This is a genomic window from Anabaena sp. 90 (genome assembly GCF_000312705.1).
Classification (GTDB): Bacteria; Cyanobacteriota; Cyanobacteriia; order Cyanobacteriales; family Nostocaceae; genus Dolichospermum; species Dolichospermum lemmermannii.
The window spans coordinates 1,633,572-1,647,256 of sequence record NC_019427.1 but is presented as its reverse complement, the minus strand read 5'-3'; the positions used below and the strand labels follow the sequence as shown (position 1 = coordinate 1,647,256).

At 38.6% G+C, this 13,685-nt stretch carries 15 protein-coding genes; 8 read left to right on the top strand and 7 right to left on the bottom strand.

All coding sequences use genetic code 11. The features are described 5' to 3' along the window. Positions 1-394 precede the first annotated feature (394 nt). The 3 genes from ANA_RS07465 to ANA_RS25720 are packed head-to-tail and all read left to right on the top strand — an operon-like array spanning position 395 to position 2,420. Positions 395-1,393 carry a Gfo/Idh/MocA family protein gene (locus tag ANA_RS07465; protein WP_015079453.1) on the top strand — a complete coding sequence of 333 codons (999 nt, stop codon included), beginning with the start codon at positions 395-397 and terminating at the stop codon, positions 1,391-1,393. Positions 1,394-1,404: 11 nt separating this feature from the next. After that, complete coding sequence (map, locus tag ANA_RS07460) at positions 1,405-2,175, top strand: type I methionyl aminopeptidase (RefSeq protein ID WP_015079452.1); 771 nt, start codon at positions 1,405-1,407, stop codon at positions 2,173-2,175. Beyond that, positions 2,070-2,420 carry a hypothetical protein gene (locus tag ANA_RS25720; RefSeq protein WP_148279032.1) on the top strand — a complete coding sequence of 117 codons (351 nt, stop codon included), beginning with the start codon at positions 2,070-2,072 and terminating at the stop codon, positions 2,418-2,420. The genes map and ANA_RS25720 overlap by 106 nt, the downstream gene beginning before the upstream one ends. Here ANA_RS25720 and ANA_RS07455 read toward each other — a convergent pair. The 3 genes from ANA_RS07455 to ANA_RS07445 all read right to left on the bottom strand — a co-directional run bounded on the left by ANA_RS07455 (position 2,385) and on the right by ANA_RS07445 (position 5,628). After that, entirely contained in the window at positions 2,385-2,807 is a 423-nt protein-coding gene (locus ANA_RS07455) for a protease inhibitor I42 family protein (protein WP_015079451.1), read from the bottom strand. The genes ANA_RS25720 and ANA_RS07455 overlap by 36 nt on opposite strands. Before the next feature lie 87 nt (positions 2,808-2,894). Further along, positions 2,895-4,082: a C1 family peptidase gene (locus ANA_RS07450; RefSeq protein WP_015079450.1), complete on the bottom strand. Its 1,188-nt coding sequence runs from the start codon at positions 4,080-4,082 to the stop codon at positions 2,895-2,897. 232 nt (positions 4,083-4,314) lie between these two features. Next, positions 4,315-5,628 (bottom strand): pentapeptide repeat-containing protein, encoded by a 1,314-nt coding sequence (locus tag ANA_RS07445; protein WP_015079449.1) that lies wholly within the window; start codon positions 5,626-5,628, stop codon positions 4,315-4,317. Between the two features lie 486 nt (positions 5,629-6,114). On the opposite strand from ANA_RS07445, the gene ANA_RS07440 reads away from it, so the two are divergent. The 4 genes from ANA_RS07440 (at position 6,115) to ANA_RS07425 (ending at position 9,122) form a co-directional block, all read left to right on the top strand. After that, positions 6,115-6,858: a tetratricopeptide repeat protein gene (locus ANA_RS07440; protein WP_015079448.1), complete on the top strand. Its 744-nt coding sequence runs from the start codon at positions 6,115-6,117 to the stop codon at positions 6,856-6,858. Between the two features lie 87 nt (positions 6,859-6,945). Continuing rightward, the gene (locus ANA_RS07435) at positions 6,946-7,650 is read left to right on the top strand and encodes a 16S rRNA (uracil(1498)-N(3))-methyltransferase (protein ID WP_015079447.1); all 705 of its coding nucleotides are present in this window, start codon (positions 6,946-6,948) and stop codon (positions 7,648-7,650) included. After that, entirely contained in the window at positions 7,647-8,258 is a 612-nt protein-coding gene (locus tag ANA_RS07430; protein ID WP_015079446.1) for a TIGR04282 family arsenosugar biosynthesis glycosyltransferase, read from the top strand. Before ANA_RS07435 ends, ANA_RS07430 begins: the two co-directional genes overlap by 4 nt. Positions 8,259-8,357: 99 nt before the next feature. Beyond that, a complete protein-coding gene (locus ANA_RS07425) occupies positions 8,358-9,122 on the top strand; it encodes a WecB/TagA/CpsF family glycosyltransferase (RefSeq protein WP_015079445.1) in 765 nt (254 codons plus the stop codon). Positions 9,123-9,255: 133 nt separating this feature from the next. Here ANA_RS07425 and menH read toward each other — a convergent pair whose 3' ends face one another. Next, complete coding sequence (gene menH, locus ANA_RS07420) at positions 9,256-10,074, bottom strand: 2-succinyl-6-hydroxy-2,4-cyclohexadiene-1-carboxylate synthase (RefSeq protein WP_015079444.1); 819 nt, start codon at positions 10,072-10,074, stop codon at positions 9,256-9,258. Further along, positions 10,071-10,439 carry a metal-sensing transcriptional repressor gene (locus ANA_RS07415; RefSeq protein WP_015079443.1) on the bottom strand — a complete coding sequence of 123 codons (369 nt, stop codon included), beginning with the start codon at positions 10,437-10,439 and terminating at the stop codon, positions 10,071-10,073. The genes menH and ANA_RS07415 overlap by 4 nt, the downstream gene beginning before the upstream one ends. 237 nt (positions 10,440-10,676) lie before the next feature. Between ANA_RS07415 and ANA_RS07410 the strand changes: the two genes are divergently transcribed. Further along, positions 10,677-11,888 (top strand): HhoA/HhoB/HtrA family serine endopeptidase, encoded by a 1,212-nt coding sequence (locus ANA_RS07410; RefSeq protein ID WP_015079442.1) that lies wholly within the window; start codon positions 10,677-10,679, stop codon positions 11,886-11,888. A gap of 64 nt (positions 11,889-11,952) precedes the next feature. On the opposite strand, the gene ebsA is transcribed toward ANA_RS07410, so the two are convergent. Both ebsA and ANA_RS07400 read right to left on the bottom strand, forming a co-directional pair. Then, a complete protein-coding gene (gene ebsA / locus ANA_RS07405; RefSeq protein WP_015079441.1) occupies positions 11,953-12,339 on the bottom strand; it encodes a type IV pilus biogenesis protein EbsA in 387 nt (128 codons plus the stop codon). A 105-nt stretch (positions 12,340-12,444) separates the two neighbouring features. Next, positions 12,445-13,653 carry a 4-hydroxy-3-methylbut-2-enyl diphosphate reductase gene (locus tag ANA_RS07400; protein ID WP_015079440.1) on the bottom strand — a complete coding sequence of 403 codons (1,209 nt, stop codon included), beginning with the start codon at positions 13,651-13,653 and terminating at the stop codon, positions 12,445-12,447. Positions 13,654-13,685 lie beyond the last annotated feature (32 nt).

Here is a 13,685-nt window from a genome sequence, read left to right as displayed (position 1 = left end):
TTTGATATTTAAAGGAGAAAATAGACATATTTTATACACAAGATGTATAATTTCTTTTGGTATTTTCTAATTTATGTAGCATATCATGTAAAACCTATAACAGAACCTAATTATTTACAAACGCGAATTTATGACAAATTCAAAGAAAAATGCTCAAAAAACATAAAAAAATAGCTCTGAAAATTTAAAATCGTTTAATTAATTGTTTATCCTGATTTTTACACGATTTTTAAGCTGTATTATATTTATGGTAATGTTTCCAAAATTACCAAAGAGCCATAATATTTTACATTGATGAAAAATACCCTAGTGGTATTAGATATTTCCTGATGGTGGCTTGTTGATAAAATACTAATGGCATTAAACCGAAACATTGAAAACTGGTGATAAATTCATGGACAATAACGAACTACCTTTATGTACACACAATCTCAGAGTCGGTTTAGTGGGAACAGGCTATGCGGCTAAACTCAGGGCTGAGGCGTTATTACAAGATCCTCGAACTGATTTAATAGCCATAACTGGCAATCCCGAAAGGACAGCGGTTTTAGCCCAAGAATACGCAACTGAAGCGATGGATTCTTGGCAACAGCTAGTAGAACGAGACGATTTAGATATGGTGGTGATCTGCACCATTAATCAAGATCATGGTAAAATTGCTCATGCTGCCCTATCTAGCGGTAAACACGTCATTGTTGAATATCCTTTGTCTGTAGATGTCAAAGAAGCTGAAGAACTGATTGCTTTAGCAAAAACAGTCAACAAGCTTCTGCACGTCGAACACATTGAATTATTGGGTGGTTGGCATCAAACTTTAAAACAATACCTAGACCAAATTGGTGATTTGTTTTATATTCGCTATAGTACCCTGAATCCCCAGCATCCAGCGCCGCGTAAGTGGACTTATAATCATGGGATGTTTGGCTTTCCCCTAATTGGGGCATTATCTCGGTTACATCGTCTGATTGATTTGTTCGGTGAAGTCTTCACTGTCAATTGTCACCAACGATATTGGCAAACTGAGTCTGATTATTACCAAACCTGTTTATGTTCAGCCCAATTATGCTTTGACAGTGGATTATTGGCACAGGTAATTTATGGTAAGGGGGAAACTTTGTGGCAATCAGAACGCAAATTAGAAGTTCAAGGTGAAAAAGGGGAAATAATTCTCGATGGTGATACCGGAATGTTAGTCTTAGCAGCAGGAACAAAGTTGATTGAAGTGGGAACGCGACGGGGTTTATTTGCCAAAGATACAACCATGGTATTAGACCATCTATTTGATGGTAGTCCCTTATATATCACCCCAGAACAAAGCTTATATGCTCTCAAGGTAGCAGATGCTGCACACAGAGCGGCAACAACTGGATTAACTATATTTTTAAAAGAGTAGATAGAAAATTAATGAAAATCGAAACCATAGTCATTTTATCCCAACGAGAAATCGAAAAAATGCGCCGTGCTGGCAGCTTGGCCGCCAAGTTATTACAACATTTAGAACCTTTGGTTAAACCGGGAGTTAGCACTCTACAATTGAATGATGAAGCGGAAAGATGGACTCAAAAGCATGGAGCAAAAAGCGCTCCTTTAGGTTATAAAGGTTATCCTAAATCTATTTGTACCAGTGTGAATGAGGTGATTTGTCATGGTATTCCCAATGCTAAACAAATTCTCAAGGATGGGGACATTATTAATATAGATGTTACGCCTATTGTTGAAGGTTATCATGGTGATACATCAAAAACATTTCTAGTGGGTAATCCTTCCCCCACAGCCCAAAAGTTAGTAGAGGTAACCCAAGAGTGTTTGCGGTTGGGGATTGCAGAAGTAAAACCAGGGGCAAAAATTGGGGATATTGGGGCAGCAATTCAAGAGTATGCGGAGTCTTTCGGCTTTTCTGTGGTGCGGGATTTTGTGGGACATGGAATCAGTAATATTTTCCATACTGCACCGGATGTTCCCCATTATGGCATCAGAGGTAGAGGCAAGAAACTTAGAGCCGGGATGGTGTTTACTATTGAACCAATGATTAATGAAGGCACTCACGAAGCCGAAATGCTGAATGATGGTTGGACTGCGGTAACAAGCGATCGCTTACTTTCTGCTCAATTCGAGCATACCATAGCTGTCACGGAAGATGGCGTAGAAATTCTGACTTTGCCAGAAAATTTATAGTCAGGAGTCACCGAGTCAGGAGTCAGGAGTCAGGAGTCAGGAGTCAGGAGTCAGGAGTCAGGAGTCAGGAGGAAGAAAGAAGGAGGAAGAAAGAAGGAGTCAGGAGTCAGGAGTCAGGAGTCAGGAGTCAGGAGTCAGGAGTCAGGAGTCAGGAGTCAGGAGGAAGAAAGAAGAAGAAAGAAGGAAGAAGGAGAAAATGCTTTTTATTGTCAACGAATTTGGACGTTAATTTTATAAGTTTTTAATGGTGGAAGATTTCTTTCCCAGGGACGTAAATAGTGAAGTTCTAGCATGGTTAAGCCCGAATTTTGGGCTAAAAACCGGAAAACTTGATTTTCAGATGCTCCTGGGGCTTCTGCTTCTATTGGTTTTAATACTGAATCTCCCAAAGATTTGAGTTTATCAGGATCATTTTTAATAATTTGCCAACTATAGCCTGTTCCTGGGTTGGTTAACAATTCAACAATCATAATATTACCTTTTTGAATAATAATCTGACTGTTATTGTTAGTATCGTTGACAGTGATTTCTGAGTTAGACATGGGAGGAGTAGCAGCATTACTAACTTGAAAAATAATGGTCAAGGTAGTTAGCAGAGAAATAATCAAAAAGACTCGCTTGGTAAAAGTCATAATTTTAATCTACCTTGTCGAGTGAATTCAAAAAAATCAATTTAGGTCAGATAAAACTTGCGCTTTACCCAACCTAAAATCAAAAAATTATCGAGAGATGTTTTTGGAATTAACTTTAATTAATTCTGGATTGATTTGGAAGATGTTGATTTTTTTCAACAAGTCAGGAGAAAGCTTGTAGAAGTTGCTTCTGGCTTGAGTCCAAGCTGCGCCATAACCGATGCTATTACTGTTATAACCAATCCACATATAACCATTGTCACCCCAACCTGTACCCCAAGAATTTTTGATTAACCAAGCTTGTTTTTGATCATCCCAACCAATGAGGGTGACACCATGATTGATAGGTCCTTGTGCTTGTTCGTTAAATACGCCGCTAACATAACCTTGGAAAGCAGGAGTAACCCGCACTGCAACTGTTAATGGTCCATGTTTACACATAGCCTGTTTCATTTCTGCAACTGTGGGAATTCCACCATCAGGTTTGACATATCCCCAGGCTATGGAACGGTAGGGAGTGGCTATGCTGGGGTTGTAGGGATTATTGGTTGCTGTATAGGGTACAGTAGCTTCGGTAGCTGTGCCTTTGCTAATGAGGAAATCAAATGCTTTAGACCACCAACCACCACCACAACTACCTGAACCACCCCAGTTGATAATTTGCTGTTCTGAAGCATCAGCAGCAGTGTTATTCCGAATAAGGTTACTACCTTCGTAAGCTCCCAAGGTAGCAAATGCCCAACAACTGCCGCAACCTCCTTGGTTCCGAACTGGGGTAACTTTATTGAAAGTCCGCCAATCAAAGGATTTTGCGGAAGCAAAGCAGCCACGAGCTTTAATTAATTGTAATTCAGGGATTACTCCTGGATTAATGCGTTCAAATTTTTCGCGTTCGGCTAAATCAATATTTAAGATTTGTGCAGCAACGGCATTTTGGATATTAGCCTGTGTTGGTAAATCATCTGGTGCTTTGGTGGCGGCTAGTTGCTCTAGTTTATAATCTAAGGCTGTGGTGTAACCTACCTCAAAAGTTAGATTTTTTGACTGGATATCACGGCGTAATTCCAGTATTTGATTTTTAATGATTAAGGGAGCTTTTTGTTCTCGTTCAAGATAAAGGGGATTGATTTTTATTTGAGATAAATTTCTCTCTACAGTTGGAGAAGCGGGAATTCTTATTTGGCGTTGAATTGGTTGAGCAAAAGCTATGTTTTGGAAGATTCCCAAACTCAATAAAGCCGCACTAGATATTTGCAGAAATTTGGAATTTTTCATCAAATTAAATTATCCTCAAACTTATTAGTTAAGGTTTAGTCTGTTTTTTTTAAAGAGTTTTTTTTACCCATTGATGGGTATGGCTGTTGACTTGTGGTTTATAGATTTAGTTCCAAGATTTTTGAAGATTAAGAATTGTCAATTTCCTGTTAGATAGGTCAAAGAGAAGCGTCTTAGTATAATTATTTCTTTAAAGATTTAGAAACTTAAAGAATGGTCATTTTCCTAACTCTTATCTTCCTAATTTATTGGGAATTCCTTCACAACCACCGGGAATTGTCCGTCTGGTTTTTTCTCCACACCAGGTACAGCAATAGTAACGGGTAGATTCGGACATTCTTTGAGCATTGGTGAAGTCGGCATTTTCCACAACTGCGCCGGTGTGTTCTCCTGTTTCGTAGTTGGGTGGTTCGGTGCGACTGCGGGGGGATGCCTGTTCAGGTAAACCATAAAATAGGCGCACTCCGTTTAAGTCAGCGTTGGTCAAATTGGCATCATATAAGATTGTGCGGGAAAGGTTGGCTTTGACTAAATCGCAATTGCTGAGATTAGCACGAATGAGGTTGGCTTCACTTAAATCTGTCCAGCGCAAATCATTGTCGGCTAAATCTGCACCTGCTAACATGACACCTAAGTCAATGACGCGCACTCCTTCTAAACGATCTTCGGCATAACCACCACTACCATCTAGAATAGCTCTTCCTAGTCGGCGATCGCGCTGGAGAGGAGAGAGTAATTTGGAACGGGAAAGAAACCGCAGAATTTTGGCTTTACCACTGCCATCTACACTACTAAATATAGCAGCGGTGCGTCCTTCAGCGATCGCTCTTTCTTGCGGCCAGTCTTCTAATAATCCTTCTTCATCTAATACTAAGTCGGAAACTCCTTGAAAGTAGGAGTCTATGGTTTGTTGTTGGGTAATGATATTTTGCTGTACAGTCAGTAGGTTTTGTTGGATAGTTAAGTCTTTGGAAATTACATATTGTCGCCATGCTACATAAACGGCGATAATGGCAATGGCAATTTGTCCCAATGCTCCAAACCATTCTGCTAAAGTACCAGAGGCATCCCAGTTAACTCTTCTTCCCCAACGCAGTAAGCCACTACCTAAATTAGTAAATCTGAATAAGCCAATTATTCCGACTATTACTCCTATTAAACCCACAAATACATTTCTATCTTGAGGTGAAAACCACTCTTGGATCACATTTCGCAACCACGGAAAGAGGATGAACAGTGATAACGCTAAGGTTGCCAAAGTTCCCAAAATGCCCAGAAATGAGTTATTAATGACAATACTAATGATAGTTGTGGCGATCGCCAAACTAGTGAATAATAAAATTCTGGGGGTGATAGCAGTTTGCAGGCTGGAGTTGCTCTCAACCAGAAACGCAGTTCCTCTGATCATATTTGTTTTGAAGGCAGATTGTCCAGATATTTGTTTTTTTTCTAATCCTTCTGTTAGTAATAAGTGATCACTACCACCAGTTTCTAATTCATCTTCTTGATTTATTTCTGAGTTAGATGAGTCAGGTTCAATTGTCATAATTTTTATTTTCCTCCCATCGTCTCACTATAAATTTCCACGCCGTAAAAATACTTACATTTACAGTATTATATACTTCTAATACCAAATTAAGATAAAGCTGGATAAAATCAGATTTTTAGAATATTTGACCGCAGATAAACGCAGATAAACGCAGATAAATACCAATAATTATGATTCTGTGTCTCCATTAAGCAACAAGCAGTAAATTTTATCACAGATCGTTTAAAATTTTTGTGTGGGATGATTCTTTTTTAGGATGATTAAACCAGATTGATCTAGTTCAGCTAAGTTTGTACTTACCAATAATTGATTTATTGACTACGAGTATGGTATTGTATTCATAACTTCTGATGAAAACCTTATCCAAATCTTCATCTTGAGTTTACATAATCAAAGAACAATTAAGCACAATTAGTTGATTTTGATACGACTTTTAACTTCTCATCAGTTTTAGGATAATTGTATGATTTTTTTAGGTGCAGTATGATAATTTGGCGACAATTAATTACCTCTAGTTTAATCAGTTTTTTGGCGATTGGCTGTAGTGATTTGGCAAATTCTTCACCAGATAATACCAAACAAGTTGTTCAAGAAAGCAATGTTAATCAACTAATTACAGAGGTACAAGATAGTCAAAAAGCAGAAAATTTATTACTACAGGGAAATGGCTTGTTAGATACCCATCGTTATCAAGAAGCTTTAGGGGTATATAATCAGGTGATAGCTATTAAAACCGATAGTGCGGAGACTTGGGTAAATCGCGGCAATGCTTTGATTGCGTTGCAACAGTATCCAGAAGCTGTAGAATCTTATGATAAAGCGATCGCTATTCGCCCAAATAAAGATGAGGCCTGGTATAATCGTGGTAATGCTTTAACGGCTTTACGAAATTACGAAGAAGCTGTAAGATCTTATGATGAAGCGATCGCTATTCACTCTAATAAACATGAGGCTTGGATTAACCGAGGCATTGCTCTGACTAAATTACAACGCTACAAAGAAGCTTTAGCATCTTATAATCAAGCAATTACTATCCAGCCTAATTTACATCAAGCATATTATAACAAAGCTTGTAATTATGCCTTACAAAATAATCTAGAACTAGCAATTGATAACCTCAAAAAAGCTATTCAATTTGTCCCCAAAAAATATCAAGACTTAGCGAAAACTGACCCGGATTTTGATAAAATTCGGGGTGAACAGCGGTTTCAAGCATTATTACAATAACGAAAATAGTTAACTCTGCGCTATCAAACACCACTTTTACTTCTTCTTCTTCTTCTTCTTCTTCTTCTTCCTCCTGACTCCTCCCCTATGTCCCAACTTCAACGCATTACTATTCATCCCCAGCAACTTCAAGCCAACCAGCTTTTATTAACACCTCAACAACAACATTATTTGCTGCGGGTATTGCGCTTGCGAGATGGTGATAAATTTATTATCATGGATGGTATGGGGAAATGGTGGTTAGCGCGGTTACAAGGGGAACAGGGAGAGGTTTTAGAACCGCTGGAGGTAAAAACTGAATTACCTGTGGCTATTACCTTGATGATGGCATTACCAAAAGGAAATGGATTTGATGAAATTGTCCGGTGTTGTACGGAGTTAGGAGTAACTTCTATTGCACCTGTTTTGAGCGATCGCACCCTATTAAATCCCAGTCCCCAAAAACTAGAACGCTGGCAGCGCATAGCTTCAGAAGCCGCTGAACAGTCAGAACGGGCTGTTGTTCCCACCATCCTCCAACCCGTAGCTTTCAACACTGCCATAAAAGAAACTACTGCCACTCATCGTTATATCTGTGAAGCCCGTGGGGATTATCCTCATCTACAGCAGGTAATCAATAAAACTGCAAATGAGATAATTATTGCCATTGGACCAGAAGGAGGTTGGACAAATCAAGAACTAGAAATAGCCATAGCATCAGGATTTCAGCCCATTTCCTTGGGTCGTCGGATTCTTCGCGCAGTCACCGCACCCATAGTTGCGATATCTTTAATAGCAGCATATTTTGAATGATCTCCTTAAAACCATCAAAACAACATCTGATTATTTTTACCCGCTACCCAGAACCAGGGAAAACAAAAACCCGGTTAATACCTGCTTTGGGTGATGTTGGTGCTGCTAATTTACAAAAGCAGATGACTGAAGATACTATTTCTCAGGTTAAGGAATTACAAAAAATGTCTAAGACATCTGTAGAAATACGGTTTACGGGTGGCGATTTACAAGTAATGCTAAATTGGTTAGGAAATGATTTACTATATCAATTTCAAGGTGAGGGAGATTTAGGTAAAAGAATGGAGCGATCGCTAATCAATGCGTTTAATCAAAAAGCAGAACGAGTCATCATCATTGGTACAGACTGCCCTGATCTAAACTCGCAAATTTTAACAACCGCTTTCGAGCAATTAGAGGTTTTTAATCTTGTCCTGGGTCCAGCCCTGGACGGTGGTTATTATTTAATTGGATTACAACAACCAATAGCCGAATTATTTATGAATATTTCCTGGGGAACTGCTCAAGTATTCGTAAAAACAGTAGAAATTGCTCAAAAGTTAAATTTATCAATTGGCTATCTGCAATCTTTAGCAGATATTGATCGTCCAGAGGATCTTAACCCCTAAACTGTTTTCCTTGACAAATTATTGTTATTTATTCAGGAAAAAATTTGATACCCTAACCTTTCATCAAACATCCGCCTAAAGTCTGATTTTCAAGAAACTATGTTTAAATTCCCTCAAGTATTTCCCGTATTAGGTTTACCAGTGCATATAATGAGTAATTATCCAAACTGGTTATTAGATTGCTTAAAAGCAGGTCAAGGGACTCATGTAGTCACCCTCAATGCCGAAATGACTATGCAAGCAGAGCGCAATCTCCCATTAGCAAAAATCATTAAAAATGCTGAATTAGTTATTCCCGACGGCGCAGGAGTAGTTCTCTATTTACAATATTTATTAGGACAAAAAGTGCAACGGTTTCCCGGAATTGAATTAGCAGAAAGCCTTTTACAAATAATAGATCAAGAACAAACATCTGCTTCAATATTTTTCTATGGAGGCGCACCAGGAATAGCCGAAAAAGCAGCAGATTTATGGGAAAAACAACTTCCCACTCTCAAAATATCCGGCACACATTCTGGTTATCATTCCCCAGCAGAAGAACAACAGTTATTGCAAACTCTGACTCAACTACAGCCACAAGTAATATTTGTTGGTTTGGGAGTACCACGTCAAGAATTATGGATTGCTGAACACCGTCATTTGTGTCCTCACTCCATTTGGGTAGGTGTTGGTGGTAGTTTTGATATTTGGTCAGGAATAAAAACTCGCGCTCCCCGTTGGTTAGCAAACAATAATTTAGAATGGCTATATAGACTATATCAAGAACCTTGGCGGTGGCAACGAATGTTAGCCTTACCAGAGTTCGTTTACAAATCCTTGATTTATCGTTGGACTAGGAAAGATGTTAATCGTTGGGAGTTCTGAGTTCAACGGCAATACGGAAACAGTTCACAACGAAGAACGACAAACTTAACGTCAAGTTGTGTCATCATCCTGTGGTGCAAGTTAAAGATGGAAAATTATATCGCAAGTAGTCAACAACAAGATCCCCAACTTCTTAAAGAAGTTGGGGATCTAAAAATTTTTGTATATTTTGCACAAATGCTACAGTGTTTTCTAGATGAATATTATGTCCGACTTGAGGAATTATTTGTAATTTAGCCAAGTTGCATTTTTCAGTCATAGCGATATTAATATCAACAAATTTTTCGTCTTTCTCACCAACTAATAATAATAGAGGAATAGTATTTTTAGTTAGCAATTCCCATAAACTTGGTTGAGAACCTGTTCCCATAAACTGTAATGACTTGACTAGGTTTAAAGGATGATTTGTTAATCTACTGGATATCATAGATTGGTATTGAGGATGATTTTTGATATCACCAAAAATTGGCTGTTGATACCAATTATTGAGAAAGTTATAAAAATCATCTTGATTGATGATTCTAGATAGTTTTCTGGCTATTTGAGTATCACCTTTAATTCTGGCTAATCTTGCGGTTTCTGTTGCTAAACCTGGAGAAGCAGATTCTAAAATGACTTTAATAAACCTATGGGGAAAATGCAAAGTCAAATATAAAGCCAATCTTCCTCCCATTGAGTAACCAATTAAATAACATTGGTCAATTTTTAATTCATCTAATAATTGAATAATAGCTGCGGCTGTAGATGCCATAGGATAGCATTCATCGTCTAAAACCTGAGTTTTGCCATGCCCAGGTAAATCAATGGTCAGATAGGAAAAATCAGCAAATAGTAATTTTATAACTTGATCAAATTCATGAATATTACCCATGAACCCATGTAAAAGCAGAATTATTGGTTTGTTTGGTTGATGATTTAAATAATAGTGAAATTGATATTTATGGATAATCAAGGTAAAAATCTATCTAAAGCAGCTTTTAATTGTTCAATCTCTAATTCTATATTCCCCTTTTGGGCGGCTCTACCGATACACTCAGTTAAATGTTCATCTAGGACAATTCTGGCTACTTTATCTAATGCCCCACGCACAGCAGCAATTTGTAATAATACATCAGGACAAGGGGTATTTTGCTGTACCATTGTTTTAATTCCGCGAACGTGACCTTCTATGCGCGATAGTCGGTTAACAATCCGCCGTAATGACTCTTCACTGTGGACATGAGGATGAACAGAATCAGCCTGATTGTGTGTATGATCTGGATGGTTGTGATCTGATGTAGGTAAAGATTCGTTAGTTACTGGGTTTGCTCCATTCATGGGTATTCTCTGCATATTTTTTAGCCATTTTGGCTTTAATTAATATTTTAGCCCAGAGAGCGCGGGGGAAGATGAAAAAATATCCTGCACTTTGAGCCAAGATTCCGTGAAATCAAAGAAACTTTAAATGAGCGAAAATGTCAATAAACCAGAATTCTGATCTGAATCTGTAAAAATAGGTGTAGATAGATTTATCAAGAAACAGCAAAAATTAGACTTGTAGATTAGGTTGTGATTATGCGATTGTCCCAAATGTCCCGGTCTATCCGAAAACTCAGTACCCATATTTTAGCGATTTTTATAGGAGTGATGTTGACTTTCACCTCCCTGCGGGTATTACCTTCAGCCGCAGAACCGGGTCCGAATCCTGTCACTGAGTCATTCACGAAAATTGCTCAAAAGCCTTCTCCCGCTACGGCTGTGATTGGTAGTCATAGTTTTGTGACAGCAGCGGTCAATCGGGTAGGTTCAGCAGTGGTGAGAATTGATACAGAAAGAACGATTACGCGCCGAAATGATCCGATGATGGAAGATCCGTTTTTTCGGCGGTTTTTTGGTGATAGCTTTCCCCAACAATCACCGACTGAACAGTTACGGGGTTTAGGTTCTGGTTTTATTATTGATAAAAGTGGCGTAATTCTCACCAATGCTCACGTAGTTGATAAGGCTGATAAAGTCACAGTCCGTCTGAAAGATGGTCGCACCTTTAAAGGTAAAGTTCAAGGCATTGATGAAGTTACAGATTTGGCTGTAGTTAAGATTAATGCTGGTAAGGCTTTACCTGTTGCAGATTTAGGTAATTCTGATCATGTTCAGGTAGGAGATTGGGCGATCGCTGTGGGTAATCCGCTAGGATTTGATAATACCGTCACCTTGGGGATTGTCAGCACCCTCAAACGTTCCAGCACTCAAGTAGGAATCAGTGATAAACGGTTAGACTTCATTCAAACTGACGCAGCTATTAACCCCGGTAACTCCGGTGGACCATTATTAAATGGTTTGGGAGAAGTGATTGGCATTAATACTGCAATTCGCGCCGATGCGATGGGGATTGGCTTTGCAATTCCTATTGATAAAGCTAAAGTAATCGCTGCTCAATTGCAACGTGATGGCAAAGTTGCTCATCCCTACTTAGGTGTGCAAATGGTGACACTAACACCGGAATTAGCAAAACAAAATAACAATGATCCTAATTCCATGTTTGCAATTCCTGAAGTCGCGGGTGTTTTAGTCATGCGGGTTGTTCCTAATTCTCCGGCTGCAACTGCGGGTATCCGTCGCGGAGATGTGATTTTGCAAATTAACAATAACCCTATTACTAGTGCTGAACAGTTGCAAGGCGTAGTAGAAGACAGTACCCTTGGTCAAGCGTTGCAAGTGAAAGTGCAAAGAGGTAATCAGACACAGATGCTTTCGGTTCGTACCGCTGAGTTGAAAGATATTTCTTAGTTAGTTTTGAATTTTGAAAATGGGGGTATGCGTAGGTATACCCCTGACTATATCTATTTCTGCTTTAATCGTCTAAGTGTAAAAGTTTGCGGTAAAAAGATGTAGGAAAATCGCTGATGCTATTTCGCTTAGAGTTTTCCATTAGTTCAATTAAAAAACTAATAAATTCAAAACTTGGCATCATTACTTCATAAGTTAGTTCAGAGTTAGTGTCAAACTGGATTCGGCAAATGGTTGAATCTAAAGGTAAAGTGGCATCATTCCAAGTCGCAACAAAAGAAATATTCTTACCACCCTCAATTTTACGCTGTCCCTCCAACTCACGTGTTTTATAAAGACTGATGGCATAGGGTAATAAATTTCGCTTACTACCCTGAATATAAGGTAAATAGACGGTAGCTTGTTGTTGATTTGCAGGTTGGAGTTGATCAAAAGACGTATTACCAGACATTTTTGTAGATTCCTTCAATTATTCGCCATTTTTTGGGAGTTTGGGTTAAGCCAAGCCAAACCCAACCTCCGAATTCAGGCTTTTTTTACTTTAGCTAAGGTATTGTCAAACTAAAGTGGCTGTGGCTTTGAGGGCAAAAATTTTCTCAATTATATCTTCAACTACCTGATCCGGTGTCGAAGCGCCAGAAGTAACCCCAACTTTAATTTTCCCTACTGGAAGCCAGTTTTCTGTAATTGCCAATTCTCCTGTTAATTGCCGATGTTCAATGTTATTAATTGATTGAATCCGTTCCACACAATCAATGTGATAGGAAGGAATATCCCGATCAAAAGCAATTTGTTGTAATTGGGTAGTATTTGATGAATTAAACCCCCCAATAACTATCATTAAATCTACCTTTTCTTCCACTAATTCCAGCATAGCATCTTGACGTTCTTGAGTAGCATCACAGATAGTATTGAAATTTTGGAAATGCTGATTTAACTCTGCTGGTCCATATTTCTGCATCATGGTTCGCTCTAGCATTTTCCCGATTTTTTCGGTTTCATCTTTGAGCATGGTTGTTTGGTTAGCAATACCTACCCGTTCTAAATCTTGATCAGGATCAAATCCCGCAGAACAAGCTTTAGCAAACTTAGCTAAAAATTCCTGACGATTGCCACCATTGAGAATATAGTTAATGACATATTCTGCTTCTTGTAAATTTAAAACAATCAAATATTTCCCAGCAAAAGAACTGGTCGCAACGGTTTCTTCGTGCTTGTATTTTCCGTGAATAATTGAAGTGTAATCACCTTTTTTGTGCTTTTCGACAGTGTTCCAAACTTTAGAAACCCAAGGACAGGTAGTATCAACAATTTGACAACCTTTATCATTGAGAATTTGCATTTCTTGAACACTGGCACCAAAAGCTGGTAAAATCACCACATCACCGCTACCAACAACAGAAAAGTCTTTTACTTGATCAATAACGGGAATAAATTCTACCTGCATTTCCTGCATTCGTTTATTCACAGATGGATTGTGAATAATTTCGTTAGTAATCCAAATGTGTTCTGTCGGGAAATGCTGACGGGTTTCATAGGCCATGGCTACAGCCCTTTCTACACCCCAACAAAAGCCAAATGCTTGGGCTAGTTGGATTGTGACATCACCACGGTTGAGAGTGTAGTTAGAATTGCGGATTTCCTGAATTAAGTTACTTTGAAACTCAGACTGTAACTGAGTGGCTACTTCCGCCTGATGACCAAAGCCCTTACGATTATAATTGGCTGAATGTTGGAGGCTGCGTTTAAAAGCTTTTGTATCCATTTGAGATTGACCACTAATAATTACTATTTTTG